Annotated in this window: 24 protein-coding genes and 1 pseudogene; 11 read left to right on the top strand and 14 right to left on the bottom strand. The window is 59.0% G+C overall.

Translation table 11 applies throughout. The features are described 5' to 3' along the window. Window positions 1-14 precede the first annotated feature (14 nt). Both FHT76_RS08045 and FHT76_RS08040 read left to right on the top strand, forming a co-directional pair. Window positions 15-776, top strand: coding sequence for a hypothetical protein (locus FHT76_RS08045; RefSeq protein ID WP_259185288.1), 762 nt, complete (start codon window positions 15-17; stop codon window positions 774-776). Further along, the gene (locus FHT76_RS08040) at window positions 773-1,231 is read left to right on the top strand and encodes a cyclic-phosphate processing receiver domain-containing protein (protein WP_259185287.1); all 459 of its coding nucleotides are present in this window, start codon (window positions 773-775) and stop codon (window positions 1,229-1,231) included. Before FHT76_RS08045 ends, FHT76_RS08040 begins: the two co-directional genes overlap by 4 nt. A 131-nt stretch (window positions 1,232-1,362) precedes the next feature. Here the strand turns inward: FHT76_RS08040 and FHT76_RS08035 are convergent, their stop codons facing one another. The 3 genes from FHT76_RS08035 to FHT76_RS08025 form a co-directional block, all read right to left on the bottom strand. Beyond that, window positions 1,363-1,560: a hypothetical protein gene (locus FHT76_RS08035; protein ID WP_259185286.1), complete on the bottom strand. Its 198-nt coding sequence runs from the start codon at window positions 1,558-1,560 to the stop codon at window positions 1,363-1,365. Window positions 1,561-1,649: 89 nt separating this feature from the next. Next, window positions 1,650-2,885, bottom strand: coding sequence for a DNA cytosine methyltransferase (locus FHT76_RS08030; protein WP_259185285.1), 1,236 nt, complete (start codon window positions 2,883-2,885; stop codon window positions 1,650-1,652). A 223-nt stretch (window positions 2,886-3,108) separates the two neighbouring features. Beyond that, window positions 3,109-4,350 carry a DNA cytosine methyltransferase gene (locus FHT76_RS08025; RefSeq protein ID WP_259185284.1) on the bottom strand — a complete coding sequence of 414 codons (1,242 nt, stop codon included), beginning with the start codon at window positions 4,348-4,350 and terminating at the stop codon, window positions 3,109-3,111. Window positions 4,351-4,478: 128 nt separating this feature from the next. On the opposite strand from FHT76_RS08025, the gene FHT76_RS08020 reads away from it, so the two are divergent. Then, a complete protein-coding gene (locus FHT76_RS08020; protein ID WP_259185283.1) occupies window positions 4,479-5,408 on the top strand; it encodes a hypothetical protein in 930 nt (309 codons plus the stop codon). A gap of 34 nt (window positions 5,409-5,442) precedes the next feature. Here the strand turns inward: FHT76_RS08020 and FHT76_RS08015 are convergent, their stop codons facing one another. From FHT76_RS08015 to FHT76_RS08005, 3 genes are all read right to left on the bottom strand, one after another. Then, the gene (locus FHT76_RS08015; RefSeq protein WP_259185282.1) at window positions 5,443-6,861 is read right to left on the bottom strand and encodes an exopolysaccharide biosynthesis polyprenyl glycosylphosphotransferase; all 1,419 of its coding nucleotides are present in this window, start codon (window positions 6,859-6,861) and stop codon (window positions 5,443-5,445) included. Continuing rightward, window positions 6,858-7,775 carry a glycosyltransferase family 2 protein gene (locus FHT76_RS08010; RefSeq protein ID WP_259185281.1) on the bottom strand — a complete coding sequence of 306 codons (918 nt, stop codon included), beginning with the start codon at window positions 7,773-7,775 and terminating at the stop codon, window positions 6,858-6,860. The genes FHT76_RS08015 and FHT76_RS08010 overlap by 4 nt, the downstream gene beginning before the upstream one ends. Window positions 7,776-7,860: 85 nt before the next feature. Further along, window positions 7,861-9,588, bottom strand: coding sequence for an LTA synthase family protein (locus FHT76_RS08005; RefSeq protein ID WP_259185279.1), 1,728 nt, complete (start codon window positions 9,586-9,588; stop codon window positions 7,861-7,863). A 132-nt stretch (window positions 9,589-9,720) separates the two neighbouring features. On the opposite strand from FHT76_RS08005, the gene FHT76_RS08000 reads away from it, so the two are divergent. The 4 genes from FHT76_RS08000 to FHT76_RS07985 all read left to right on the top strand — a co-directional run bounded on the left by FHT76_RS08000 (window position 9,721) and on the right by FHT76_RS07985 (window position 14,492). Beyond that, window positions 9,721-10,821: an acyltransferase gene (locus FHT76_RS08000; RefSeq protein ID WP_259185278.1), complete on the top strand. Its 1,101-nt coding sequence runs from the start codon at window positions 9,721-9,723 to the stop codon at window positions 10,819-10,821. 82 nt (window positions 10,822-10,903) lie between these two features. Further along, window positions 10,904-12,292 carry a hypothetical protein gene (locus tag FHT76_RS07995; RefSeq protein ID WP_259185277.1) on the top strand — a complete coding sequence of 463 codons (1,389 nt, stop codon included), beginning with the start codon at window positions 10,904-10,906 and terminating at the stop codon, window positions 12,290-12,292. A gap of 17 nt (window positions 12,293-12,309) precedes the next feature. Then, window positions 12,310-13,563: a glycosyltransferase gene (locus tag FHT76_RS07990; RefSeq protein WP_259185276.1), complete on the top strand. Its 1,254-nt coding sequence runs from the start codon at window positions 12,310-12,312 to the stop codon at window positions 13,561-13,563. Next, window positions 13,560-14,492, top strand: coding sequence for a hypothetical protein (locus tag FHT76_RS07985; protein ID WP_259185275.1), 933 nt, complete (start codon window positions 13,560-13,562; stop codon window positions 14,490-14,492). The genes FHT76_RS07990 and FHT76_RS07985 overlap by 4 nt, the downstream gene beginning before the upstream one ends. Window positions 14,493-14,595: 103 nt before the next feature. On the opposite strand, the gene FHT76_RS07980 is transcribed toward FHT76_RS07985, so the two are convergent. From FHT76_RS07980 to FHT76_RS07960, 5 genes are all read right to left on the bottom strand, one after another. Further along, window positions 14,596-15,822, bottom strand: coding sequence for an ABC transporter ATP-binding protein (locus FHT76_RS07980; protein WP_259185274.1), 1,227 nt, complete (start codon window positions 15,820-15,822; stop codon window positions 14,596-14,598). Beyond that, entirely contained in the window at window positions 15,812-16,582 is a 771-nt protein-coding gene (locus tag FHT76_RS07975) for an ABC transporter permease (protein WP_259185273.1), read from the bottom strand. The genes FHT76_RS07980 and FHT76_RS07975 overlap by 11 nt, the downstream gene beginning before the upstream one ends. Before the next feature lie 109 nt (window positions 16,583-16,691). Beyond that, window positions 16,692-17,720: a glycosyltransferase family 2 protein gene (locus FHT76_RS07970; RefSeq protein WP_259185272.1), complete on the bottom strand. Its 1,029-nt coding sequence runs from the start codon at window positions 17,718-17,720 to the stop codon at window positions 16,692-16,694. Between the two features lie 2 nt (window positions 17,721-17,722). After that, complete coding sequence (locus tag FHT76_RS07965) at window positions 17,723-19,783, bottom strand: hypothetical protein (protein WP_259185270.1); 2,061 nt, start codon at window positions 19,781-19,783, stop codon at window positions 17,723-17,725. A 104-nt stretch (window positions 19,784-19,887) separates the two neighbouring features. After that, a complete protein-coding gene (locus tag FHT76_RS07960) occupies window positions 19,888-20,493 on the bottom strand; it encodes a hypothetical protein (protein ID WP_259185268.1) in 606 nt (201 codons plus the stop codon). A 147-nt stretch (window positions 20,494-20,640) separates the two neighbouring features. Between FHT76_RS07960 and FHT76_RS07950 the strand changes: the two are divergent. From FHT76_RS07950 to FHT76_RS07935, 4 genes and pseudogenes are all read left to right on the top strand, one after another. Then, window positions 20,641-21,755: pseudogene (locus FHT76_RS07950) on the top strand (acyltransferase family protein). A 360-nt stretch (window positions 21,756-22,115) separates the two neighbouring features. Further along, on the top strand, window positions 22,116-23,132 hold the full coding sequence (locus tag FHT76_RS07945; RefSeq protein WP_259185264.1) for an ERCC4 domain-containing protein: 1,017 nt from the start codon (window positions 22,116-22,118) through the stop codon (window positions 23,130-23,132). A 114-nt stretch (window positions 23,133-23,246) separates the two neighbouring features. Beyond that, window positions 23,247-23,783 (top strand): hypothetical protein, encoded by a 537-nt coding sequence (locus FHT76_RS07940; protein WP_259185263.1) that lies wholly within the window; start codon window positions 23,247-23,249, stop codon window positions 23,781-23,783. Window positions 23,784-23,996: 213 nt separating this feature from the next. After that, a complete protein-coding gene (locus tag FHT76_RS07935) occupies window positions 23,997-24,326 on the top strand; it encodes a hypothetical protein (protein ID WP_259185262.1) in 330 nt (109 codons plus the stop codon). A gap of 104 nt (window positions 24,327-24,430) precedes the next feature. On the opposite strand, the gene FHT76_RS07930 is transcribed toward FHT76_RS07935, so the two are convergent. The 3 genes from FHT76_RS07930 to FHT76_RS07920 all read right to left on the bottom strand — a co-directional run bounded on the left by FHT76_RS07930 (window position 24,431) and on the right by FHT76_RS07920 (window position 26,580). Continuing rightward, window positions 24,431-24,844 carry an HIT family protein gene (locus FHT76_RS07930; protein WP_259185261.1) on the bottom strand — a complete coding sequence of 138 codons (414 nt, stop codon included), beginning with the start codon at window positions 24,842-24,844 and terminating at the stop codon, window positions 24,431-24,433. Between the two features lie 87 nt (window positions 24,845-24,931). Then, a complete protein-coding gene (locus FHT76_RS07925) occupies window positions 24,932-25,900 on the bottom strand; it encodes a hypothetical protein (RefSeq protein ID WP_259185260.1) in 969 nt (322 codons plus the stop codon). Further along, on the bottom strand, window positions 25,897-26,580 hold the full coding sequence (locus FHT76_RS07920; protein ID WP_259185259.1) for a hypothetical protein: 684 nt from the start codon (window positions 26,578-26,580) through the stop codon (window positions 25,897-25,899). The genes FHT76_RS07925 and FHT76_RS07920 overlap by 4 nt, the downstream gene beginning before the upstream one ends. Between the last annotated feature and the right edge of the window lie 104 nt (window positions 26,581-26,684).

The following is a 26,684-nucleotide window of genomic DNA, read 5'->3' as shown; positions in this document are numbered from 1 at the left end:
AAGAGGAAAATCGCATGGGGACTGAATACGGGATTGGAACCGGCACCGAAGGCGGACTTGATATGACAGTCCGCCGCGAGCGGACAACGCCAGCGACGACAAAGGGATTTTCCGAGCGCGACATGGGCAAATTTATTGCCGATGAATGCGAGCGGGTCACAGAGCAACTACTCCCGACAATGGCAATCAACGGCGATGCCATGGAGGACAGAATCCTGCTGAACCCGCTCAAGTTGGCGAAGGAAATCTTGGATGAGCGGAATTCGACTATCGCAAACATCGAGACAAGACTGAAGTCCAACGGACGTTTTCTGACCGTCGTTTCAATCTTGTCGATCTCGTTTTATGCTTGGTTCGTCTTTACGACGGGTGTCGCCGCTCTACCGGTCGGTCTCCTGCTGCTGTTTTCCCTTGCAGTAATGACCATCTCGTCCTTTTTGGTCCCCAAGGACGAGATGGGCGCACTTGTCAGCCGAACCGCGGAAGAAGCGTACGCGCGGTTCCGCTCAGACCATCAGGATTCGCCGATCCAGCCGGAGGTGGTTCTCCTCGGACAGAAGGGCCTTCTCTACAAGACTGAGAAGGGTCTCCCCCGTTTCGTGGATTACACTCGTGTGACATCCGTCATCAGGCAGCCGCAAGGCGTGAGGGTGTTGGTCGACGATGAGATTGCTGTGCATTTCGATACCGACGCTCCTGGTCCGGATGCACTCGACAAGGTCTTGACAAAGGTCGTCAAGGCGAAGGGCCAAGCTACCGGCGAGGCGTCCCCATGAGCGACTTACCCGAACGCGCCCCCGATTGGGTTCTGTTCCTCGACGCCGAGCGCGATCCGCCGAAGTCGGCCGACGTGTTCGGCAAGGAAGTCATCCATGCCAAGAACATCCGCGAGTTCATCGCCGCCGTCGAGGCGCGCGGCGAACCGTTCATGGTGATGTTCGACTGGCATCTCGGGGCCGGCGAACCTGACGGTCTCGACGCCGCGCGTTGGCTGGTCGCCTATGATCGCAGGCATGACATCCTCAAGGAAGGATTCATCTACGACAGCCAGTCGTCGGACCGGGAGAAGGCTAGGGATATCGTCCGTCTCCTTGCCGACCATCTCGCCGACAAGTTCGACACCGATCCGGAGCAGACGGCGCGCGCCGCCCACAGGCGTGCACGGACTGTCACGGCGTCGATCACCAAGCCGAAGGCGATGCCATCGCGCTTCAGGTTCAGCGACCGATAGGTTTCGGCACTGCCGAGCCTCGGCCGGCGCTTGCCGGACCATCCACACCCGAAGACCATTGAAGGAAGGCCATAGAGGCCTATTCCGAGGCCAAAGATGCTTGTCCGAGCGCCATTCGCATACTCCGTAAGCTACTTCGTCAACACAGACTGGAGGCATACCTGGCTGACAGGCGTAAGACTGAGATAGAGGATATCTTCGACGACGCATGGCCGATCATCGACGGTGTCAGGGGAAGAACCGTCGCTTACCGGACGGTCAAGCAGGCCTTCGCGCACGCAGGCAAGGAAGAGGCGGATATCTTGATAGCCTTCGCCTGAGAAGAGCACTGGAATTCGCCAACCCCAAAAAACGAGCAAGGCCGCCGTAAACCGATGATCGGTCCGGCGGCCTTGCTGCATCGTCAGTCGGTTTGTGATCAGGCAGCTTTTTCGAGCGCCACTTCGTCGGCATCCTTCTTGGTCATGTCGACAAGGACCTTGCCGAAGAAAGTGGACAGCAGCGGCGGAACGGCGTTGCCGACCATCTTCGCGGTCTTCTGGATGCTGTTGGCGTAGAACTTGTAGGTGTCGGGGAAGGTCTGGATCGCGGCCGCCTCGCGCACCGACAGCGCCCTCACCTGCTCGGTGTCCGGATGGCCGTAGCGGCCGTTGGAGAAGCTGAAGCACTTCGTGGTGATCGTCGGTGCCGGCCGGTCCTTGAACATGCGGGTGTAGGAATCCGAGAACCCCGTCGCGTTTTCCTTGGAGCCGTTGCGCAGGCGAGCATGGCAGGCGAGCTCGAGGTCCGTACCCATGAACGCGAGGTTCGACTGGCCAGGCTGGAGCATTTCCAGACGGCGGCGGTTGGCGTCACTGAGGTTCGAGCAATTGTGGTTGGCGATGGTCGGGTGGGCTTCGCCCGCCTTCAGCGCCGGAAGGTGCTTGATGGCGTCCCAAGCGGTTTTGACGACGCCCGTGCCGTCGCTGGTAGGAACTGCCAGACGTACGCCGTCCTCGACAGCGACCTCGTTCAGGCCGTTGTAGATCGACTTGTGGACGGCCAGCATGATCGAACGCTTGCGCATCTGCGGAATGCCGTATTTCGAGGTGTCGGCGATCGTCGATCCGACGATGTAGCCGCGCTCCTCCAGACCTCGCTCGAAATTCGCCCACTGGCCGCCGTACTTGGGATTCTGGATGCCCTGGACGTTTTCCGAAAGGATGAGTTCCGGCTGGAAGCGGTCGATGAAGTCCATGGTTTGCGTCAGCAGGTCGCGGTCGCGCTGGCGGCCTTCGGCGCGCTCTTCGGTCAGCTGGTTGCGGGCGATGTTGGTGAACGGCTGACACGGCGCGCAGATCGCGAACAGCGTCGGCACGCCGGGATAACGCGCCTTGAGCGGTGAAATGACGCCTTCGATTTCGTCCATCAGGACGTCCTGTTCGCCGTCCGGGTATGTCTCGGTCTTGACGAAGATGTCGCGCTGGAGGAAGCGCGCTTCCTCGCCGTCGACGTTGACGTTGTTTTTCTCGAACGTCTCGCGGCAATCGCCGACCTTGTCGACGCCGGCGGCGACATACCCGCCAGCGTCGATCAGTCCGCGCGTGGTGCCGCCCGCTCCGCAGAAGAAATCGACCGCGATGAAGCTAGGCGTTTGGGTGTCGCTGGAAGACAATGGGGACCTCTGGAGATTTAATTATGGACTTCGTTACACCAAGGATGGCCGGATTAATTACAATCGTCAAAGCCCTGGAGCGCGAGTTCTTCAATTTTTTGAATGACGCACGAAATTGAAGTTGTGGAGCCTGCGATTGGAAACAGATATTGCAGCAACAACCACTGGGTCTCGCTCCGCCATGCCTTCTAAAAAGAGCGGGTAACGCAGGCGATTCCGATCACTAGGCCGCTACACTCACTTCGGAATCCGCGCAGGCGTCACCTGCGGAGACGATTCCCAGCAGGTATCGTGCGTAGAATTCAGCAAGTTTCGGAGGGACTGCGTTGCCGACCATCTTCGCGGCGACCGAGATCGATGGCGTAATGAACCTGTAGTCCTCCGGAAACGATTGCAGGCACGCCGCCTCCCTGATAGAGAGGGCGCGGTTCTGACTGCGGTCGAAGTGACCAAAACGACCGTTCGAGAAGCTGAAGCACTTGGTGGTGATGGTCGGTGCAGGGCGATCGGCGTAGAGCCTGGAATATGCGTTAGTATATCCGCCACTCTTCCTTCCGTCGCGGTCCATACGATCTCTGAGGCGCGAATGGCAGCCGACCTCGAGGTCCGTTCCCCTGTAATGCTCGTTAGTGCCACCCTCAGGGGCCGCCTCAAGGCGCTGACGGTTGATGTCGGATACCTTCGATGCGCGGTGGTCGGGATCGTCGGGATGGGTTTCTCCCGCTTTCAAAGGCGGCAGGTGGCCGATGGCCTGCCGAGCGGTCATCCGTTCCGCGAGCTGATCGACGGAGGGTACAACCAACATGCCATCCTCCCTCAACATCGTCGGGTCGCCACAGAAGACGTCACGGCGGACCGCGAGCAGGACCGATCTGCGTCTGACCTGAGGGATGCCGAAGTCTGCCGTGTTCACAACGGCACTCCCGACGACATAGCCAAGAGCCGCGACACCGGCCTCGAAGTGCTGCCACACTCCGCCGAACTTCCGATCCTGGATACCAGACACGTTTTCGCAGAGGATCGCCTCGGGGCGAAAGGTGTCGATGTAGTCCAACGAGTGATAGAGAAGCCCCTTGTCCTGCTTACGGCTTTCCTCCATGTCGGCGGACAGCTTGCCGCGGTTGACCGAGGTGAACGGTTGGCAGGGCGGGCAGAAGACGAAGAGCACCGGCCGCCTGGCCTCGGCCTGCGCGGTGTCGATGATCCGCGCGATCTCCGCCATGGCTTCGTCCCGCTGACCGCCAGGATTGCGGTCGGACCGGGGCAAAAGGTCGAGGTTCAGGAACTCGGCGGGCCGGCCAAGGGCATCGGCGTTGTTGGCGACGAAGGTCGATCGGTATTCGGGATCGCGGTCGATGCCCGCGAGAACACGGCATCCGGCGGAGACGAGTCCACGCGAACTCCCGCCCGCCCCGCAGAAGAAATCGACGGCGTGAAAGCCGGCCACTGTAGCGGCGTCATCCATTTTTGAGCTCCGATCGCTGCCCTTTGTAACAGGGTAGTCCGGCGGCGCGCAGAAATAAAAGACCTCGTTAGAACTTGCGGAAATTCGGTGTCTGATGTACCGATCGACCCAACTAAGGAGGACGGACCATGAGGCCGTTCATCAGTCACGCCGACCAAGGCGTCGAAGCCTATCTGAGCGGCAAGACAGAAGCCGACAACCCGTACCGGGAAGGCAGCGTCGCCCACATCGAATGGCTCAAAGGACACCTGTTCCAGAAGGTGGACTCTGGCGACCTCAACGAGGACGATCAGGACTGCGCGCGGGTCTACCACGATGATATTGTCCACGAGGCCAGACGCACGGCTTCCAGGCTGCAACTCGATCTTCCAAGCGCGTCGGCCGTGGCGGAGGCCATCGACATGCCTGTGGAGCGCTGGAGGGGCAATTGCTTCGCCGTCTCGGTCGCGGCGCTTGAAAGCGGCATCCTCGACGAATTCCAGGAGAAGCACGGCACGCTTTTCCCGGCCTACGGCATTTATGACGGGCCGCTCTCTTCAGGAAGGCGCGGCATGAACCGCCATGGTTGGTTAGAAAGCGTGGATGGAATAGTTGTCGATCCAACCCGATGGGTATTCGTCAACGAGTATCCTCATCTATGGGCAGGGCCGCTGGATGACTACGACCTTGCGGGAATGCGGCTGCGGTCTGTCTATCGCACGGAAACCGCCCCGAAGCCAGAAGGGCAGCAGATTGCGCTCGGCATCAACGATCCCCGTGTCCTTCGCGCTTTCGACAGGGCTCTGGGTGACGGCGATGTCAGCCGCACGGGCATGATCACTCCGAACAGGCTCCATTGGCTCCTGAACTCGCCGCTCGAGAAACTCGGGGCGGATGCGGCCATGTTCATCAAGACAGCCGACCGGCTACAGAGAGGTGTCCTCGTTCCGATCGACACAAGGCTGTGGCTCGAGTTCTCGCAGAACGGTTACGACCCGGCGAGGATCAGGGAAAATCACTCGGGATTGCCGGAGGCACCTTCGGCACGGCCTGCCGTCACCACGTTCTCGCCGTTCTAGCCGCTTCAGCGACTTGGTTTGATCGGCGGAGCGGTCAGTACGCCCCGCCCCTGCCGAGGACCACGGGGACCGTCTTGGCCAAAATGGCGATGTCGTGCCATGGCGACCAGTTTTCGACATACCACGTGTCGAGCGCCACTCTTCGAGCATAGGTCAGGTCGCTGCGGCCGGAGACCTGCCACATGCCCGTGAGACCGGGCTTCACGGCGGTGTAGAGCTGCCGCGCGTCGCCGTAGTTGTCGAGTTCGGACTCCGTGACGGGGCGCGGCCCCACCAAAGTCATCTCGCCTCTGATAACGTTGACCAGCTGCGGCAACTCGTCGATCGAAGCCTTTCGGATGAACCGGCCAATGCGGGTTATCCGAGGGTCCGCTGGCAGCTTGCGGGTGGCCTCCCAAGACGCGCGGGCCTCGGGGTCCTTGGCGAGGTATTCCTCGAGCTTAGCCTCGGCGTCGACCCGCATCGACCTGAACTTGAGGCAACCAAAGGCTTTCCCGTCCTTGCCGATCCGTTTGTGACTGAAGAAGGGTGAGCCGCCGTCCAGCGCCACCACTCCGGCCACCATCGCCATCGGAACACCGAGCGTGAGAAGAAGGCCACCGGCGACGACGATATCGAACGCCCGTTTGGCGGCGCGGTTGAGGCGCGGCGTGATTTCGGGCCTGCTGACAAGAAGCATGGCGTCCCGCCCGAGGATGTACTGGACGTTCATGCTGGCGGACATGCCCATGGCGGGCGGTATGACGCAGATGGCGTAACCGCGTCGGCGCAGGTCGGCCGCGAGCCTGATCTCGGCCTCGTCGGCACAGGAAAGCGCGATCACCGCATCCGAGGCTCCAACCGCGGCAAGCGCGGCTTCGGCCTCGGCCAAATCCGTCGTCTCGCGGGAACCACACACGGAAAACGCCAGATGGCTGTCGGCCATGATCAGGTCGGTGGCCCGCTCGATCTCGGTCTGTCGACCGAACACCACGGCCCTGTAGTGACCGATCCCGCGCTTGGAGAGGGTCCTGCGCGCCAGGCCTCGAAGCCACATGATGACGAAGGGCGCGATGATCCACGAGAGGAACATCGACGAACGCGAGACGTCGGCCTTGTTGGCGAAGACGAGAAACCCTTCGAACACCAAGCCGAAGAGCCCGGCCGCCGCCACCGAGCGGGTTTCCTCCCAGAAGGGAATGCGCATGTGGTAGTGACCCGCGAACAAGAAGTAGGCGCAGGCGAATGCCGCTGCCGAGACAAGGGCAGTCCCGCGTTCTGCGAGCAAGCGGTGGAACGAGACGAAATCGAAGCCGAGCAATCCCGTAATGAAACTGAGGATGCCGAAAGCGAAGCCGGACGCAAAGAGGATCGCGACGAGGTCGCAAACGACGAGGATCGCCTTGACCCGCGTGTCAGCGCCGTGGCCGTTTGCCTGCCGGGAGGCCTGAATTTGTCCGTGGTTCATGGTCATCGCCATGCCTTCCCGCCCAGACGCCGTATTTCGGCGACGAGATCACTGGACGGATCGCGCTTCTGGAGCTGGCCGTGCGACACCATCGCAAGGAAGTCGCCGATGGCGCGGAACGGAACCGCTGGATTTTTGGAATCGAGCAGGGTCTTGAGGAACCACGCAGCGCCGGACGCCAGGAAGAGGCGAGCTGGAAGGTGCATCCAGCCGACCGAAAGCTTATTGGCGTACATCCGCCTGATGACCGCGGACGACGGCAGCCGGCCGGCATTGGCCTTCATGTGCTGGACGCGAAACTCGGGCCTGAACTCGATCCGATAGCCCAATTTAAGCGCACGGTAGGAAAGGTCGAATTCTTCCATCCCGTAGAAGAACGAAGCGCAGTAGAGACCCGTTTGGTTCAACAGAGACCGCCTGATCGCATGTGCTACGCCTATGAAGCGGAAGGTGTCGAACCGGCTATCGTGGTCTTTCGACTTGTCGGTATGCGGAAACTCGATAGGGTCTTCAATTCGCTGTGCGCCGACGAAACTCCTGAACGCCACGACACCGAGCTTGGGATCATGGTCGAACAAATCCGTGAGCCTTGTCGTGAAATCCGCGGGAACTTCCAGCAGCGCGTCGTCGTCGAGGAACAGCAGGACATCGCCAGTCGCGACCGAGATACCTTTGTTGCGCCCTGCCGCGACGCCCATGTTGTAGCGTTCGTCGACGAGCACGGCGTCCTCGAATCTATCGATCATCGTACGTCGGTTCTTGCCGTCCGCGTTGTTGTCAACGAGGACCAGCTGAAAACCGGAGGTGCCAAGAGCGGAAGAAATGCGTTCAAGCGTGTCGAGCAGCGCATCGTCGCGCCGGAATGTCAGGACCACGATCGAAAGGCTGGTCCGGTAGGCATCTACGTCGCGATGTTCCATGGAGTACAAACTCAAAAATAAAGACTTCGTACACCATGGTTCGCCGACTTGAACTATCAGTCAAGAAGCGGGGTCTTCAAATACTTCAAGATTTAAGAAGAGCTTTCGCGTAAAGCCAGTCCGGAAACGCAGCGATCGTTTTCTTGTATCCAGCTGTGCGATAGGCCCGGCAAATGTCGCCAGAAAAGCGGTAGACGGGTGCTGACGACTTCAGGAACGTCCTGTCGAAGAATTTGGAAACACAGAAAAACGGAGTGCCGTTTGCCTGCGTGATGAAGTCCGACAATTTCTGGCTATCGCTGCTTTTCACGTAGATGGGCATGTCGCCGACCAACGCCTGCGGGTATCCGGGTTCGAAGGCGAAGCTGGTGTCATCCTTGCCGACCGTCTCGAACACGCTGATCGGCAGCACGCCCTCCCTGACGAAGAACGAGGTCAGCTGCGGCTTGTGATCTCCGTACACCAACAGGACTGCATTCGGGTCCCTGCGATAGACCTGATCGACGAACTCGGCCATCCGGGAAATCGAAAGGCGCAACCTTTCTGCGTATTCGGATTCTCCGAGGTCGCCGCGCCTCTCATAACTGCCGTGCGTATAGACCGTCGTCAGATGCATGAACAAGGGTGTCCTTGGAAACTCGTCCATCTCCTTGAGCGCCGCGTCATAGAGATACTCGTCGTCTGCCCAACCCGATGGCGGGGTCGGCGTCATGTCCTCAATCCCTAGAAATTCGTCATATCCGAACTTAGGAGCAACGATATCGCGGTTCCAGAAGCGTTTGGTGTGGTTGTGCATGGCGACTGTGCGGTACCCCTCCTTGTCGAGGTAGCGAGGCAAGACGTGGGCCGTGTCCGAGATTACGGGCGCGTATTCCTGGTAGATGATGCCGGTCAGCGCCTCGCCGTTCGCAGGCAGTCCCGTCGTCATTTCGAAGGCGGCATTCACGGTGCCGCCGCCATAGGCAGGCGAAACCCCGCGTAGAGGCACGAGACCTCTGTCGGTCAGTGGGGAGAACACGTCTTTAAAGTGACGGTCGTCGTTCCAGCAAGCCTCGCAAAGGATCATGATCACCGTCTTCGGACGCTGGAAATCAGTCCTGGCAGGTTTGACGAGGCTGTTGAACTCGATTGTCTCAGCCGCGGTCGGCTCCTCCGGCATATGACGAACGCTGGTCTGGATCAGGTGAATGCCGAGGCCGTTCAACTTCACGTTTTCGGGCCAGTCGTAGGACAGGTAGGCCATCCCGAGCTCGGCGAAAACATCAGAGCCAAAGGTCGAAAGGTCGTCCACGACGGAACGGCCGCTGGCGACACCTGCCAGGAAAACGAGAGACAGCGCCGCGATCGGAATACGCCTGCGTGAAAGCCTGCCGCGAAGCCCTGGGTATTCGTAGCGGTGAAATAGGACACTTCCAATTGCGAAAACACCCATGGCCGCGACGATTTGATAGACGTTCGTGTAGTGAGAGACGATCGAGATGTTCGCCGTCCCCGAAATGTCGGTAAACGAGAGCGGATCGCCCGTCAGTCCGAATTTTACGTGGTTGGCATAGGACAGAACACATGTAGCGGCAACCGTCACGGCGGCGGAGGCATACCTGGATAGGAAAAGGCGAAAGATCGCGTAGGCCGCGATGACCGGAAGCGGCGAAGCGACGATTGCCCAGAACCGATAGATGCCAGCGCCAGGATACTTGAAATAGAAGAGGACGAAGAGCTTTTCGCACAGGAAGAAGGCCATGGTGACGCAGGCAATAACGGCAAGCTCGGCTCCGACCTTTCGGAAGGCGCAATCCGCTGATTTTCTATTCATTAAAATATTCCGGCGAACGATGTTGTCTTGAAATTGTCGCCCATTCCGACAGCCAGTCAACGCTCTTTGGGGTCTTGTTTTTGAGTTCCAGTTGCACCAGCCTCGTACTGAATTATCACGGGCGGGACTTCGATGGCCGACACGGGCAAAACAGAGCGACTTGGGTTTCTTGACGGGCTGCGTGGCTGGGGTGCCATCCTCGTTTTCGTCTATCACTTGGTCTACCGCTTCCTCGCGAAAGATCAGCCATGGCTTGCTCCCGACTCGATCAAACTCCTGATGGACGGACAGTTCGCTGTTTTCGTCTTCTTCGTGATCTCCGGATATGCGCTCAGCCACGCCAATCTCGACCCTGCGCGCAGAGACCTGCAGATGGCAGCTACGTCGAGGTACTTCCGGCTGGCGATCCCGATTCTCGTCACGACCTTCATCGGCTACCTGCTCCTGAAGGCGGGCTTGCTGATCAGCGCCGACGTCAGCAGGGAGACCGGTGTGTCGGGAGATTGGCTCGGGACATTCTACACGTTCCCGGCTTCGGGGTACGACTTCGTGAAATTCTCGCTGTTCAACTCGTTTTTCTATTACTACTCGCGGGAAAGCTACAACTCTTCGCTCTGGACGATCTCGTATGAATTCCTCGGATCGATGATCGTTTACGGATACCTGGCGGTGTTTAGATCGCACGGTCGGGGCCAATGGATCATCGCGGTCGCAGCTTTCCTCGTCTGCATCAAGGTCGCCCCGATCTACGCCTGCTTCTTCGGTGGGTATCTGGCGGCGGAGGCACGTTATTCGATCGCTATCCGGGCCGATTGGAAATGGGTTGTCGAGCTTCTTGCCTTGCTGACCTTCTACTCGATCGGGGTTGTCATGACCTTCGCCAGACCCGGAAACGAGGATTTTGGCGCGCTCGCGCTCCTTGCGACGTCGTTGGTCTTCGCTGTCACGTTCTCGAGGTACCTGCGCAGCTTCTTCTCGAACCGCCTCTCTTCCTTCCTCGGCAGAGTGTCGTTCCCGCTTTATCTGTTCCACATCTTCGTCATCTGCTCGTGGTCGTCCTATCTGTTCGTCTGGCTCCCGACAACTGGACTTGCCGTTCCGGCGCAAATGGCGATCAACATCGTTTCGACAGCGGCGATCTGCCTTGTCTGCGCAACGGCGTTGTTGCCAGTCGAAAAATTCAGCGTCCGATATTCCAAGAAGATCGCCGCGCTGATCCTCCGCCGTACTTAAAAATAAAGAACTCGCCGACCACGTTGACACTCCGGCGAGTTCAACAATACGCTTTTACTGGCAATAAATTCAGGACTTCAGAATGGCGATATCGGCTTCCTACGACCGGCCTACGGACCAACGACGGGCCTCATCGGAACCGATTGGCACGGCTATTCACCGCAGGGCGCTATCGGTCCTGTCTAGCGACAGTCTCTGGGATCGTCTAGCTGGCGACATTGGGCCAATCCTTTGCCATTTCGCGCTGTCGGTTGTCGAGAAAACGAAGGGCCAGGACAGGGTTTGGTTCATGGCGCGCGACGGATACATTCCGATGCGCCTCTACGACCTGCTTGCTGCTCCGACATCGCCGAAGTCGGGTTATCTCCATGTGTCGCGCAAATCTCTCATGTCAGCTTCGAGCCGATCATACGGCATGCGCGAAGCCTACCTTGCGCAATGGAACGGCGGAGACGACCGGCTCGGCACGTTGCTGACACCACTGTCGTCGCCAGCGTCCGAGCTGGAGGAGCTGGTTCGGCACCACGGGTTCTCGTCATTGGCGGAAAACGTAGATTATCGCACCGACCCCCGTTTCCACGCCCTCGTCGCGGACAGTTGGGTGCGCGCGCGGATGGAGAGCCTGAACAAAAGAGCGGTTGCAGGACTCCACGAATACCTCGAAAAGTCAGGCTTTCTCGCCGACGCCAATGTGGCGGTCGTGGATGTCGGTTGGGCCGGCCAGATTCAGGAGGCCCTAGAACTCTCGCTTGGGCAGGTTCGGCGGAAGCCGAAGATCAAAGGTCTCTACCTCGCGCTCAGGGAACTAGGCGGACAGAGGCGCGCTGCCGGCCTCGACATGGAAGGACTGCTCTCTGACTGCGGGTCTCAGCGATGGAGGGCGGAAGCGGTTCTATCGGCCGTCGACATTTTCGAGGACACCTGCCGCGCGCACCATGGGACGGTGACCGGGTATCACGATGGCGAGCCACTGCTGGCGTCAGATACCCCATCGCGTCGATCGGAACTCGCAGACGAGCCGAGGCTCGCTAAACTCCACGACGCGATCCTTCGTTACGCCACCGCCTTCGCAACCGCCGTGAGGGAAATGGGAGCCAAGGCCGACGACATCAGGGACGTGGCTGAATCCGCTGCGCTGACGCTCGTCCGTTTCCCGGATGCCGAACTATACGGGTTCTTCGGCACGATCGGGCATTCGCTCGACTTCGGCGTCGACGTGGCGCTGCCAACCGAGAGCCGGGCCTCACGGCTGAACCCCCTAGCCGCCATCAAGGGCATGAGACGCGCTCGATGGAAAGAAGGCTACGTCACTGGCTCAGTCTTTCGCCTGCCGCTCCAGGCCGCTCTGACGGTCGCTCGGTTGCGTCGACGGGGATGGGTTCGCGGTGGCTCGTTCGTTCCGGTCGGGAAGAGGCGCGGACCACTTGAAAACTTTGTTATCGCGCTGATCCACCGCCTGGCATGGCGGTGACGAACATGGAACATCAGATGAAAGACAAGATCAGGATCGCCGTCGTCAGTAGGGGAGACGAAACCTGCGGGGGTGCGAGCCGCGTCGCCGAAGACCTGGCGCGCCAGATGGCCGCCAGAGGCCACGAAGCGACCCACTTCGTAACGTGGACCAGCAAGGGGTTCACCGACACGAGGAAGTCTCTCTACGGCCCGGGGATGTTGCGCCCCGTCACTACTCTCGCTCACCGGGCAGCCAGAAAATTCGGACTGGCCGAGATGGTCCCCTTCGAGCTGCCGGCCGCAATGGTGGGGCTGCGAGGTTTCGACGTCATCCACTTCCATGACACATCCGGTAGCATTTCCCCATTGACCCTGTCAGCGGCAGCGCGGATCGCTCCGGTGGCATGGACGTTCCACGATTGCTCCCCTTTCACGGGTGGATGCCTCTATCCCCAAATGGCTGGCTGCCAAAAATACAAGGACGGCTGCGGCGACTGTCCACTGTCGAACGAATGGCCGATCTACGGTTGGTCCGACCGAACTCCGAACGCCCTCGCGATGCGCCGCAGGTTGCATCGGAAGGGACGGGTATCGGTGATCACGCCCTCCCAGTGGATGGCGGACACCGCATGGGCATCCGGCAATCTTTCCGAGCAACCGACCGTCATCTCCAATATGGTCGATACGGCGGTGTTTGCGGAGCCGGAAGACCGAGCTGGGCTTAGGGCAAGGCTGGGACTGCCGCAGGACCGCCCGGTGATCGCGATTTCTGCGGCGAGCATCGGCGACGAGCGGAAGAACGTAGGGGCGGCGATCGCCGGAGCGGTCGCGGCATCGAGCGTTTTCCCGACCGTGGTTCTGATCGGCAAGCCCGATCCCAAGGTGCATGCGATCATGGGGCCGATCGACTTCATGGCCACGGGATATGTATCCGACAGGAAACACCTCGCCGAATGGCTTTCCGCTGCCGATGCGTTCATGGCGACGCCGATGGCGGACAACCAGCCACTGGCGATCATGGAAGCACTGGCATGCGGCACCCCGGTGTACGGCTGGCCGACGGGCGGCATCGCGGAAATGGTCGTGGACGGGGTCACCGGCCGGATGATCCGCGACGGATCGGCTAGCGCGCTGGGAGAAGCGATTTCGTCCGACTGGTCGTCCAAGGCGATGTCCGGCATGAGGTCCGCGACAAGGCGTAAGGCAGTCCGCAACTTCTCGCCGTCCGCGTTCGCAGAAAATCACGAAAAACACTACCGAGCGATGATGGGCATGGAGACGGGCGCATGAAGACTTACTATTCGTGGTCGTGCGCCGTCCGCGCTGCAATCCGAAGCATGGATCGTGGTGACGTAGGTGTTCTTTCCCTCGACATTTTCGACACGATCCTGCTGCGGACAACCGATCCGGAGCTGGTGATCGACGCGACTTCGCACTGGCTGGCACAATGCCTTGGCTTGTCGGCATCCGATGTCAGAAGCGCACGGAACAGGGCTTGGAGCCTCGAGAGCGCGACGGCGGTGTCCAAGGGACACGATCCTGAAACACCCGCCGAAGCGTATTTCAGGACATGGATACGGCTTCTTGTGGGCGAGAGGCTCTCTGCCGAAGACATCGCGGAAGCGGCCAACGACACCATCGCTTACGAGATCGAACTCGAAAAGCGATGCCTGATCGCCAACGCCGCCATACTCCCGTTGTTGAAAGCCGCCAGGACGCGCGGGATACCTGTAGTCGGCGTCTCCGACATGTATCTCGAGTCGTCGAGGATCAAACAGCTGCTCGAACATCACGACATGATGGAATTCCTGAGCCAGGTGGTATCGAGCGCGGATTTCGGATTCCAGAAGCGAACCGGGAAAATCTTCGGGATAGGACTGGCCGACACCGGATTTTACCAGGGAGTGGAGGCACCGAAGGTCCTGCACCTCGGAGACGACATGACGGCCGACGGCATTATGCCGATGCGCACGGGCATCAAGTCGATGCCCGTGTACGACGTCACCGCCATGAAATCCAGGAACCGATCGTTCTATCTTCGCCGAGACCACAACGCCGCTCTGGCGATTGCCAATCCGGTCGACCCCAGTACTGTGACCATTGACCATGACGGGATGTCGTCGATGGATGCCGCGAAGCTGAAAATGCGGTCGATCCGAAGAATGATCCTGAAGTCGCCCCGGGTGGAAGCACTGAAAAACTTCGTCAGAGCCGCCTGAACGCAGGGACAATAAGGTCCATCAAAAAAGGCCACAGCGCGGTTCGCACTGTGGCCTTTTTTGTATCGGTCCGTCGCAATTGTCTGGAGAGCGACGCTACCGATCATACGGCGTGCGGCTGACCCTCGATGAATTCGTACTCGAGAGGAACGTTGAATAGCCCATGCGACGGCTCTTCGAGAACACCCCTGATCTCTATGACGTTGTTGGCCCAGCATTCGATCACGAGGAGGCCGTTCGTTGCCGAGGAAACGCCGGGAGTCAGATAATAAGAACCGGACGCGACCCGCGGCCACGGCACGCGCATGACAACGCGGCTCGACCCTGGCGGCAGGCTGATCGGCGGGCCGTTGGCCGTGTTCTGCCCGAAAATCCTCTGGCCGCGAAGGTCTCCGAGCGCGATCCCCGTGACGGCGTCGATACGTTCGCCGCGATTGAAAAGCTCGAGGTCGACTTCCAGAACGTCACCGGTCGTAATCACCGAAGCAGGGTTGCCGTTGACGGTGGTCCTGACAGACGTGATATCGATGCGGCCCTGCCCGCTCTTGATGTCCATCGGGACAACGTCGTCAGCGGCGATCTTAGGGGCATGCGCTCCGTGGGCGATGCGGTTGTAGATCGGCATCGCCTCATGGGGATTGCCGTCGAATACGACCTTGCCACCGTCGAGGATGATCGCGCGGGTGCAGAGCGCCGAAACGGCGACCATGTCATGGCTGATGAGGACCAGCGTCGAAGCGGAAAGCGCACCCTGAAGGTGCTGGTAGCATTTCTGCTGGAAGGCGCTGTCCCCGACCGCGAGGGCCTCGTCGACGATGAAGATGTCAGGTGTCCCGCTTGTGGCCACCGCAAAGGCCAGGCGGACGAGCATTCCGCTCGAATAGGTCCTCGTCTTCACGTCGATGTCGTCGCCGAGGCCCGAGAACTCGATGACGTCGTCGATACGCAGGCTCAGTTCGCTTCGCGGCGTGCCGTTTAGCAGAAGCAGTGTCTCCGCGTTCTGGCGTCCGGTCAGTTCCGAATGAAACCCCGCACCGAGTTCGAGGATGGACCCAATCGATCCGTTCATTTCCAGAACGCCTGACGTCGGTTGCGACATCCCTGCCATGATCTGCAGCAGCGTGGATTTCCCGGCTCCGTTGACACCGAGGATGCCGACCTTCTCGCCCTTGGATATCTCGAAGTCCAACCCTCGAAGCACCTTTTTTCTGCGGACGATCCGTTCTGGGGCGACTCCGAAGACACTCAGAAGCTGCGTCACCGGGCTGGCGAGGTTCTTGAATTCCTTCGTCAGGCCCTGGCATCGAATTGCAATGTTGTTAGACGACATCGGCGAACTCCCCGCTTCGAGCGGCGAACAGACGCGCGCTGGCGATCATGAAAACAAGGCCGGCGAGGGTCGCAACCGCAAGACCTGGCACATCTCCCTCACGGCCGGAAATCGCGGCTTTGAGGTATTCGAAATGGTAGCCAAGCGGATTGAGGTACATCAGCGGCTTCAGCGGACCAGGAGCCTGTTCGCTCGAATAGAGGATGGGCGACACGAACAGTCCGACGTTGAAACACAGCGGCATCGCGTACTTGGCGTCGCGCAGGAACGTCCCGAGGACGGAAGCGAAGAGCGCAAGACCGATGAACCACGGGAGGATCGAAACGACCCCGAGGCCAAGACGCGCGAACGAACTGGGATCGACGCCGATAGATACCATCAGGGCGCACGAAATCGCCAGCGGCAGAACGAAACCGACGGAGGAGACGATAACGTTGGCAAGAGGAAGGAGAACCAGCTTCAGCGGAGTCCTCTTCACCATCGCGGCGTTGTCGTGAAAGGTAGACCCTGCTCGGTTCGTGCTTTCGTTCAGCCATTGCCACAGGCCAAGGCAAACCCAAAGACCAGCCAATCCAGCGAAACTCTGGAGGCCGCTTCCGAGGTTTCGGACGATACCGAACATGAAGAAGCTGTAAGTGGCAATCATCAGCAGCGGCGCGCCGAAAACCCAAAGCACCCCGAGGAACGAATCCTTGTAGCGTATCCTGAACTCTCGCCTCACAAGTGTCCGCAGGACATCGAAGTCTTTCGACAAGTCCATTTCAGTGACTTCTCTCATCGTTAAAAAATAAAGACATCAAAAATGATGCCATGACGTGCGCCATTGGCAAGTGACATCGCCGAGGTTTGCCGAACTATTGTTCCTCTGCTCACAGCATCCGTTGGCGGTGTGCCTTCCACGATCCGTAGACGAAGCCGACAGCCCACGACATATGCATGATCACGAGCGCCGCCGCCGCTTTCACTGCGACAAAGCCGTCGTTCGCGATCCCGGAAGCCTTTCTTGCTCGATCGGAACCGACAAGGCACGCAACAAGGTAGGCCGCTGGCACGATCAGCAGCGGAGTCCAGAAAATCGATCCGAGCACCGCGACGGCATTCGCGCCCAATGCGGCGACCGGAAACATCTGCCGCGGCTTCGGGGCGAGACGGTGCTTGAAAAGGGTCGATGCCCGCCCGATGCCATAGCGGAAATATTGGCGGCCAAGGGAAGATGCGCTTTCCCGGGGAGAATACCAGACGGTGCAAGCGGGCTCGAACCAGATTTTCCCTCCGGCTTCCGCCACCCTGACGTCATATTCGGCGTCTTCGTTTGTCGCGAAGCTTTCGTCATATCCTCCTATTGAACGGAAGAAGTCGAGATCGAAGCCGGCATGGTGGCCGTGGTCGACCCATTTGGCCGGGGTCGACTCCATTCTGTGTGCGGAGCCGCCGTTGCCGAGTACGGATCGCTGCGCGACCGTGACGGCCCACACGAAGCCTTTGGCATCGTCGTGAGGCCTTGTGATCAGCGGAACGACAACCGATGCGGCAGCCGTTTCCATCAGCGCCCTCGCGACTCGTTCGACGAAGCCCTTGTCATAGATCGCGTGGGCATCGATCCGAATAAGGTATCTCGACGCCGGATTCGCCTCGCTTGCGGCGAGGTTCACGCCCGCAGACTGGATGCGGGCGCGGTTGTCGATCACCCGGATGCCCGTCTCCGTGCTGATCCCTGCCAGGATGTCCAAGGTTCGGTCGGTACTTCCGCCGTCCGCGACGATCACCTCGTGCGGCCAAGGCAGACACCTGTTGCCGCCGAGGCAGCCGAGGCTCTCCAGCAACGGAACGATGAATCGCTCCTCGTTGAGGACAGGTATGACGACCGTGACGAATGGCGGTTCGTGTGCCTCTGCCATCGTCACTTGCCCCGCACCCGCTTGACCTCCTCCTCGGAGACCGGCCACAGGTTCGCGAAGCCGAGATCGAGCGCTCGAGCGTAGTGGACGCGGTATTGCTCATCGTCACCGAACAGCTTTGCGCGCTGGGACAGCAGGTAATGCTTGACTGGGTCGGTGTCCTTCAATCGCGGAACGAACCGATCAATTTCCATGATCGCCTTTTGATGGGCGCGACCGCTGAGGATGGCGATATACGGTGGCAGGAATTCCGTACGCTCAGGAAGGATGGTGAGAAGGCGGTCGATGTCGTCCCCCCACTTGATGATCTCGGTACGAAGAGAGCCATAGCTCGCTGGACCTAGAGCGATTAGTGACGTGCGCCCTGAGAGGGATGCCGTGAGCGCCCTTATACTGCCGTCCCGATCGAAATAGCGACGAAGCATGCAGTTGATCGAGATGACGTTCGTGCTGCGGTCGAACAACTCACGGGGAGGGTTATCCGATTGCGAGACGCGGTTTTTCAAAACCGAATAGAGGTCGATGACGATTTCCTGCTCCGGGAAGAACTGAGTCCTGATGAAGCCGCAGGTGTTCGCGTCCGTGTTGACCTGAACCGCCGGGAAGCCGCGCTCGCTGCGCTCGACAATGCCGAGGACCGTTGCCGCTACGCCGACGTATCCGAGAAGGGCAGCGCCGAGGATGGCAACGAGTGGTCCGACACCAGAGAGAAGGGTTTCCGCCTTCGCGCTGGGCTGGCGAGGAACCACGGTGGCGGCGGTCAACAGCGCGAGAGCACCCAGCATGTGGTTGATCGGGAACCAGAAGCTCCCGACAACGATGATGCCCAGCGCCACCGCGAGGCCTGCCCTCGATGCCCATGCCATGGCGGCGAAGGTCCCGAGCCAGAGGATCGCACCGATGACACCGACGGACGCCACCGTTTCGGCAAGCATGTTGTGGGAGTGGAAGTTCGCGGAGGTGTGGACGTCCCAGAAAGTGGTCGAGGCCGTCGGCGTCGGCTGAGCGAAAAAGCGACCTGGCACGTCACGGGCATGGTGTTCGTAGGCCGTCGAGAACGACCCGAACCCGTTGCCGACGAGCGCCGTGACAGGGTTTTCGAGCATGTCGTCGACGAGAATGCGGACCATGTAGGAGCGCGACCAGATCGTGCCGAGCGCACCGTCCTGGATCAGCGCCTTGTCGACGGGAGCCGTGGAGGCAACCGACGGGAAATCGCCGGGTTTCACTGCGGCAACTGAGCGGGCCTCGATGATCGGGCCGGCGAAGTACACCGCCGTCGTCGAGGCGATGGCCACGACAACAACCGTTGCCGCCCTGAGAACCGGGACACGGACCAACCCACGCAGGAACGGGATCGCATCGACGGCGTGGAGGACGGTGAGAGCGGCAAGGGCGAGGAGGATGGTCCTGTTTTCCGAGACAAGGAAGCCCGCCCCGCAGACAACGCCGGCGACCGCGATCTTGAGCGGTGCAACGCCGATACGAGAAACGCGTGGGCCTGTCACAAGCAAGCCAGCGACCGCGAGCGTCACGACGCCGACCCACTCCTGAAACCCCAATGGCACACCAAGAGGCTGCCCGGGAATGGCGTAAAGGGCGATGATCGCGAGTGCGGCAAGGGTGGCGGCGACGAGAGCGATGCGGCGCATGACTGTGGTTTGCCAGATGGCGGAGGCTGCGAGGACGGCAAGACCCATTTCGAACTGCCAAAGGACACCGACACCATGTTTCAGGGTTCCCTGGATGCTACGGACAGGCTCCGGGGTGAAAGGGGCGAGGACGGCCGAGAAGACCGCGAAGGCGAGCAGCGCCAAGACGACGGGCGACGAGAGAGCCTTGATGTACTTGGGGTCCTTGAAAGCGACTTGAAGTCCGGTGAAAAGAGCAAGGACCGCGGAGAACAGATGAATGGCGGCGCTTGGCCCCTCCGTCTGCGGCCAAAGGCCGTTGTCGAGCCAAGGCATACCGAAAACGAAGGCGAACTGAAGCAGACAGAGCGACGTGAGGACGGCGATGTCAGCGAGTTGCCCCAAGGGCGAAACGGAGGATTTTGTTTGCACGGAGAGCCCTTTTTATGACTTGGCGTCTTTTAAAAAAGGCTAGCCCCGAACCTTGGGGCTGTGCAAGCGCGAGTTCTTGAATTTAATGCTTGCTTAACTGTCGCTTAGTGGACCGTGATGATGTCAGGAGAATAGACACCGGGAATGTGGATGTCATGGTGAGGCTGATAGAACTCGTAGTGAGCGTTTGACTCCATGAACAGAACAAGAGATCGGTAGTCCATCGCCTTGACTACGAGTTCTTTGCCTGTGAGGCCGACCACGACAAGACGCGTCGGATCGGAGAACGACGACGGAAGTTGGTCGGATTCCTCGCGCTTGACGACGAGGGTCGTGCCGTGTTCACGGCGATACCAGATAAGCTCGCCCGACTTGAGTTTGCCGACGTCGTAACCGCGCTTGATCATCTCAAGATCGATGACCGAGTGACCGTCGTCGAGCCACGTCGCGTCGAAATGCAGCGACGCCATCGCGAACAGGAGGCGCTTTTCGAGTTCCTCGGTGTGGATCGGGCTTGTCACCCGCTCGCCGAGGACAACGCCGGGGACTGTCTCGCCCTCGATGAATTCGACGATCAGGTTGCCGTCCTTGTTGACGCGAAGCTTGAGGCGTTTGCCCCTGCCCTTGCCCTTGCGTTCCAGATGATACTCGACAAGCCGCTCGCCCTCGGGGGTCGTTCCTGCCTTGCTGACGAAGCCTTCCAATTCCATGCTGCGTTCCTTTTCGAACTCATGGAATGATAGGTCCCGCGCCCCGCACCAAGCAAGTTGTCGACCTCCATGCCAGGATTTAATTCGCGTTGACCGACATGTTCATCGTCGTGTCCAATACCTGAAGCTAAGACCAAGGAAGAATTAATGGACACGAGTGGTGTTGCGAAGAGGCTGCCAGTCCTCGACATGTTGAGGTTCGTCGCCGCTCTCGGCGTCCTCCTCTACCATTTCCTATATGCAGGTTCGAAGGAGGGCATATACCCCGGGGTTCCGGCCGTCGGGTTGTTTTCCATCGGATGGTTGGGGGTCGACGTGTTCTTCGTCATTAGCGGCCTGGTAATTGCCATTTCCACAGAAGGGCGGACAGGGGCAGAGTTCGCGAGAGCCAGGTTTATGCGCCTGTTCCCTGCGTTTTTTGTTTGCTCGTGGGAACGACTGTCTGGGCGGCAGTATCCCCAGACAAACTCCAGATGTTCGTGAACTGGCTCGTTGGTCTCACGTTCCTGCCGTCCGTCTTCGGCTACGAACCTCGTCTTTCTGTATACTGGACGCTCACGATCGAGGTCACGTTCTACATCTGGGTATTCGCGTTCATCGTTCTCGGCGTTTGGAAACGCCACCTCAGCACGATCATGATCGCATGGCTCACGATCTCCATGCTGAACCAATTTGCGATACAGAGCGAACTGCTGGCGAAGGTCTTCATCACGGGTTTCGCGGGCCATTTTTGCGCTGGCATGACACTTTATCAGGTGGTCCGCCGACGACAAACAGCCGTCACTCCACTTGTTCTGATCATGTCCTGGATTTGCTTTTACAACGCTAACATCGCCTATTTCGTCTATATGCAAAAGGCGTTCGGATTCACGGTCGACCAGCGTTTCGTTCCGTTCATCGGCCCGTTGATCGTAGCCGCCGTCTATGCCAGTTCGAAGGTGGAGCTCGAGGCCAAGGCATTCGCCAAGGCTTGTAATGTTCTTGGACTGGCCAGTTACCCACTCTACCTGATCCATACCGATGTCGGTCATGGCGGCAGGATGTATCTGGACCGATTTGGTTACAGATATCCTTCATTGCTGGAGGTCGTCACCCCGTGGATTCACATGAGCATCGCTGTCGGCCTGTCGATTGCTATTTCAATCATCTTTGCAATGGTTATAGAGCCGCCGGCGCGGAAGACGCTGCGTGCAGCATTGGCGTGCATCGCGAGTGTGACGCGTCGTTCCAAGAAAAGCAGAGGCCTAGCTCAGTCGAAGTGAGTGGGGATGACGACACCTACGCGTGGCGGAGCCGGCGAATTGCTGATGGCAATAAGGGCGAGCTCGTGCATATCCTCTCCACACGCATCCCAGAAATATCCCTGCGCCGGCCCACGGCTATGGCGCAGGAATACAGCCGTACCGTCCTCGTAGAAGTATCGGACCTGGCACGTCGGCTTCGTGTTTTCACTCGGGACCGGCGGCATGTACTAGTGAGATGCAACCCAGGAAGCGTTGCGCAAGCGACACGTTGGTAGGGCGGACACCGGGTCCCTTTACCAACTGCTGATCATCGGGACAGCGTTGACGTTTCGACAACGTTCGATACTAATCTGCAACCGACATAGACAAGGGACAAAAATGGCGAACCCAACGATCAACGTCTGGCGCGCGAAGGTAGGAAACAGGGTCCGGATTTACGTGAAGAACCTCCCCATGGAGGGACAGGCATGGATAGAACCACGTGGGACAGGGCTGAGAGGCGGTTTCGATGGCGACCCGTCAGGGATGTCGGAAGCCGAACTGATCGAGATCGTGGAGAACATCACGGAATGCCGGACCGGCAACTGGGCCGATCTCTTGGCCGCAGCCGATTCGATGCCGAAAAGCGGTCGAGGCCGCGCCGAGGGGAAAATGGCCGCCAGCAGGCGGAGTGGCATACCGTCAGCGAAATCGTGGACGGATAATGACGCGCTCAAGCTTGACCCGAACGCGATGACGCATCCCCTCAAAAGCGAGGCCACGATCATCGTCGACGACCGTGAACCGGCGGAATTCGTCGATCGTTTACGGAACGTGCGACACCTGAAGGTTGAGATCGCCTCACTGGAAACCGGTGACTTCCTGATCCCCGGAAAAGCGATCATCGAGCGCAAGACTGGCGCGGACCTCGTGGCGTCGATACTCGAGCGGAGACTTTTCACCCAGGCTGACAGGTTGGCGGAGGCGGGCTTGCGCGGAGTTCTCATGCTCGAAGGCAATGTCTATCAGCAAGGAAACATCAGTCTGGAATCCATAACGGGAACGCTCAGCCATCTATCGACGCTCGGGATATCGATCATTCCGACGCTATCGTTGGAACATTCTGCCTACACGCTGGTAACCTTCGTCAAACACATGACGCAAGGCCTTGGCTATGAAATCAACTTGCACGGATCGAAGCCCAAGGACGACCTCGTCGAGGAAGCCAGATACGCATTGGCCAGCTTTGGAGGCATATCCGCCAATCTGGCTAAAGTCCTCCACGATCATTTCGGGTCGATTGCGGAATTCGCCAACGCGAGCGTAGCGGATTTAAGCGCCGTCCCGGGTATCGGCCCGGCGCGAGCCAAAAAGGTATTCGATATCCTTCATGCCAAAAGCAAAAAGGGCGCGTGATGACGTCATACCTGTCAGTGGCCGATAACCAGCCTTATCGGCCACTGACAGGACGCATTGCGGCCGACGGCCGTCGACGTGAAAATCGTATGATATCCCATGGAATAGTACCGAATGCCACTGAACGATGACGAGCGCAGGCTTATGGCGGAAATTCCGCCCCAACACCTGGGTTGCGCAGTCCCTTTCCAATACGCCGCCGAGCGTGCCGGCTTCGACTGGGAAACCGGAAAGAAAATGCTCCAGAGCTTTCTGGATCGGAAGCTGATCTGGGACCTGAACGAGGACACCCTAACAGACACGCTCGGGATTTGTGATAGGACCAGGCTCGGTGACCTTGAGATGGGTGTATACATCTCGATATCGAGGGAGAGGAATGGAACTCACCGTGTCCATAGGCCGTCCACGGGGCATGAACGCAGAGAAGGCAATTTTGACGGCAAGGAAGTGTACCTCGACACCCGAAAGGAAGCCGTCGACCTCGCATTTGAAGGAATGCGGTTGAAGGGCATTAACATCGTCTCCATCAGGAGAGATGGACACGTGGATGTCATCGGCTACATCGAGTCAGACTTCGAGAACCTTCCGCGAGTCGCCAATCAGAGGCCGCCGATGCCGGAGTTCGTCTTTCCGGACGTGTGGCCGGCTTGAACACGAGAGAGACACCCGGTACAACTGGGTGAAATCTTGATCGGCGTCTGTCTTTTGAGATCGGAACCCACACGAACGGACTTGGTACCAGAAGATGCGCTTTTAATTACCCTATCCATATCCCGCTTCTCGTAGCCGAGACGGCATCGACCGTCTTCAACTGAACGATCACGCTTGATCGAACGGTTTTCAACAATGCTACAGGAGACAGCGATGAGTTATCGCAAAATCGAAGTGAATGGTACAACGTACGAGTACGTCGTAGGCAGAAGTCATGTCAAAATTCGGGGACCGAACTTCTCGAAGGTACTGACAAAGGCCGAAGTCGGCCAGCCTATAGGCGACGATCGCTATGTGGTGTCGCCAGCGAACATCAAGAATATCGTCCTCGGTAGGCCGGGAGCGCAAATATTCGTTTGCAGGAACCATGGGGCGGCGACGACTACGCTCAGCTACGACCCATACGATCTGGAAATCTACGGCAAGAAGCGCCTGATGATGGACTGCGGTCGATGCCTGGATGAACTCGGCTGGGACATCTGATGACAAGAGAAAATCCCCGTTCGGTTTCCATTGAGCGGGGATTTTCGCGAATACCTCTTTTTATGCTTTTTATGGTGATCGAGGAGAGTAAGCGTCAGCGCCGGCTACCGCAGCGCCATAAGCCCTTTTCTTATCCGCTCGACCGTCGACCGCCGTTCGTCGTCGGAAGGCGTGCGTGGATCGCGGACAGGCCAAGGAGGAGCGCCCCAGTTCGGGTCGCCCGCGTATCTCGGAATGATATGCCAATGGAGCTGGGCGACGACGTTGCCAAGAGTCGCGTAGTTCATCCGGTCGGCCTTGAATTCGCTTTTGATGTGGCGGCCGATCTGCGCGACCTCCAACATCAGCGGGCCGACGTCGTCTGGGTCAAGGCTTTCCATGTCGGAAGCCTCGGCTTTCGGGACGAGGATGGACCGACCAGGGTAGCACTGGTCAAAATTCAGGATCAGGTAAGACAGCTTCGTTTCACCGATGAACCACGGATCGTCGTTGCTGAAAATCGTCGGATCGAACTTCATCGGGGTCTCCACCTGCCTATTTCCACCAAGGGATACAGAAGTCGACGCATTCCGGCAACGGCCAGCGCCGAAATAGAAGATTTCGCGCTATAGGCCGATGGGACGATCGACCCAGCTTTCGAGAATGGACCGAACCCTTCCCTCTTCCGCAATTGTCAGCAAGACCTCGACGACATCGTCAAGGTGATCCTCGTCAAGCGAAGGTCCGTTCGATTTCCAGACGTCGTGAAGGCGGGAGACCTTCTTGGCGGCCTTGGACTTGGTAATGGTTTCCTGTTGCGAAAGCCACGACTTCTGACGAAACAGGTCCATGAACACCGCGCGCGCTGATCTCGCGATGGGATCGACGTCGTTCCGGTCGAGTTCATACAGTTCTTCGGACGAGATTTCCCATTTCCAATTGCCGGTGCTCATGTACTTGGGGTCAAGGCTCATTTTCTGGAGTGCTGCGTAGTCCAGAACCGGATCGCCATAGCCACCGAACGGGGTGAAAACGGTGATGGCGCGCCACCGGCCGGTGAAGCACGGCCGCTCGATACGACACAGGATCACACCGTCGACGTTGACGGTGTTCTCGCCGAGGTACTGGGCGTACCTGTTGCCGATGAACGCCGTTTCGTCCCACTCAACCTTCGTTCCTGGGCGGTAGTTTTTTAGGTTGGACGGAACCAGCGTGTAGTAATGGCCAGCAGGAGGACGGTCGAAGAACCGGATTCCAAACGTATTCCAGAAAAACCTCCGCTGCTCCCGGCCCTGAAAGTTGTGGAGGTCCTTGATCTCCTTGTGTGGCCAGTAAGCCGTGAAGCCGCCCATACTTCCCACGTGGCCATGATGGGAGAGATTGGTACTGTCAGCCTCGATCCAGTAATTCATTCCATCATGATAGACGGTCCCACTGTAGCCACCGGCCGACTTGCTGAGGACAGGACGAAATTCGTCGGCCATCCGGTCTTCGATCTCAACCTCGACAGCGGTCCATCCAAAACGGTCGGTGACCTTTGCACTTTGCTTGGTGTTACCGCGGTACTGCGTCAGAAACTGCGCGTCAAATTTCATCGGCCACTCTCAAAGGGCGGAAAACGAAAGATGCCAGCTTCGGCGCAAAGCCGTTGCAGGAGTTCAGAGCGAAAGACGGGTTCTGTCAGCTCCCTGTATCGGTCAATGAAGGCCAACGCTGAATCATCGGGGGACCAGGGAATGACCTCAAAATCGAAAGGAGCGATGCCGTCACCTTGGTCGACGCCCCAGTCTTCGCCGTTCCAGGCAGTGAGGTCTCGACGCTCGGTCACGAGCATCCTGACATCTGCAAGCTTGATCTCGACCTTGTGTTTCATCTCAAGGCCGAATTTCGACAGGATCGAGCGTTCGCAGTTCTTCTCGATGGCTTTATAGTCCGGCGAAAGGGATTTGAGCGGCCCAGTCATGTCACCGCAAACTGCCTCTCCCGCCTCGTGCATAAGAGCTTCCATTTCGAGGCCGTCATCGACGGCATAGCTCATGAGGACGCTATGCTGCGCGGATGAATACAATGCACGGCGCTTCAGGATGCGGCTATAGCACTGCCCAGCGAAGCGCCCTTCGTAGCCAAGGCCGTAGGCCACGTCTTCAAGGGTGATCTCGCTTCCGTCGGGATCGAGATAGTCGAAGTAATTACCGGAACCGAGGATGATGGTCGGACCGATGGCGGTCTTGATTGTGCTCGCGGTCAGGCGCGCGACTTCGTGGTCATCGTTCATGGAATGGGGTCTATGTTTAATGACTCCATTGTCCGCTGAAAAACGGCAACAGGGCAACCAGATTCGATTGACATGGCGAGCTGCCTCGCCTTCGATAGAGAGAT

The organism is Rhizobium sp. BK176, assembly GCF_024808055.1.
This window is presented reverse-complemented; position numbering and strand designations above follow the sequence as displayed.

Bases quoted from the DNA above. Each gene is read 5' to 3' on its own strand.
- FHT76_RS07970 (WP_259185272.1), bottom strand. From the start codon at position 17,720: ATGGCAGAGGCACACGAACCGCCATTCGTCACGGTCGTCATACCTGTC.
- FHT76_RS07925 (WP_259185260.1), bottom strand. From the start codon at position 25,900: ATGAAATTTGACGCGCAGTTTCTGACGCAGTACCGCGGTAACACCAAG.
- FHT76_RS08000 (WP_259185278.1), top strand. From the start codon at position 9,721: ATGGCCGACACGGGCAAAACAGAGCGACTTGGGTTTCTTGACGGGCTG.
- FHT76_RS08020 (WP_259185283.1), top strand. From the start codon at position 4,479: ATGAGGCCGTTCATCAGTCACGCCGACCAAGGCGTCGAAGCCTATCTG.
- FHT76_RS08025 (WP_259185284.1), bottom strand. From the start codon at position 4,350: ATGGATGACGCCGCTACAGTGGCCGGCTTTCACGCCGTCGATTTCTTC.
- FHT76_RS07995 (WP_259185277.1), top strand. From the start codon at position 10,904: ATGGCGATATCGGCTTCCTACGACCGGCCTACGGACCAACGACGGGCC.
- FHT76_RS08010 (WP_259185281.1), bottom strand. From the start codon at position 7,775: ATGGAACATCGCGACGTAGATGCCTACCGGACCAGCCTTTCGATCGTG.
- FHT76_RS07960 (WP_259185268.1), bottom strand. From the start codon at position 20,493: ATGGAATTGGAAGGCTTCGTCAGCAAGGCAGGAACGACCCCCGAGGGC.
- FHT76_RS08015 (WP_259185282.1), bottom strand. From the start codon at position 6,861: ATGACCATGAACCACGGACAAATTCAGGCCTCCCGGCAGGCAAACGGC.
- FHT76_RS07945 (WP_259185264.1), top strand. From the start codon at position 22,116: ATGGCGAACCCAACGATCAACGTCTGGCGCGCGAAGGTAGGAAACAGG.
- FHT76_RS07940 (WP_259185263.1), top strand. From the start codon at position 23,247: ATGCCACTGAACGATGACGAGCGCAGGCTTATGGCGGAAATTCCGCCC.
- FHT76_RS07920 (WP_259185259.1), bottom strand. From the start codon at position 26,580: ATGAACGATGACCACGAAGTCGCGCGCCTGACCGCGAGCACAATCAAG.
- FHT76_RS08045 (WP_259185288.1), top strand. From the start codon at position 15: ATGGGGACTGAATACGGGATTGGAACCGGCACCGAAGGCGGACTTGAT.
- FHT76_RS07975 (WP_259185273.1), bottom strand. From the start codon at position 16,582: ATGGACTTGTCGAAAGACTTCGATGTCCTGCGGACACTTGTGAGGCGA.
- FHT76_RS07935 (WP_259185262.1), top strand. From the start codon at position 23,997: ATGAGTTATCGCAAAATCGAAGTGAATGGTACAACGTACGAGTACGTC.
- FHT76_RS08040 (WP_259185287.1), top strand. From the start codon at position 773: ATGAGCGACTTACCCGAACGCGCCCCCGATTGGGTTCTGTTCCTCGAC.
- FHT76_RS07980 (WP_259185274.1), bottom strand. From the start codon at position 15,822: ATGTCGTCTAACAACATTGCAATTCGATGCCAGGGCCTGACGAAGGAA.
- FHT76_RS07990 (WP_259185276.1), top strand. From the start codon at position 12,310: ATGAAAGACAAGATCAGGATCGCCGTCGTCAGTAGGGGAGACGAAACC.
- FHT76_RS07930 (WP_259185261.1), bottom strand. From the start codon at position 24,844: ATGAAGTTCGATCCGACGATTTTCAGCAACGACGATCCGTGGTTCATC.
- FHT76_RS07985 (WP_259185275.1), top strand. From the start codon at position 13,560: ATGAAGACTTACTATTCGTGGTCGTGCGCCGTCCGCGCTGCAATCCGA.
- FHT76_RS08005 (WP_259185279.1), bottom strand. From the start codon at position 9,588: ATGAATAGAAAATCAGCGGATTGCGCCTTCCGAAAGGTCGGAGCCGAG.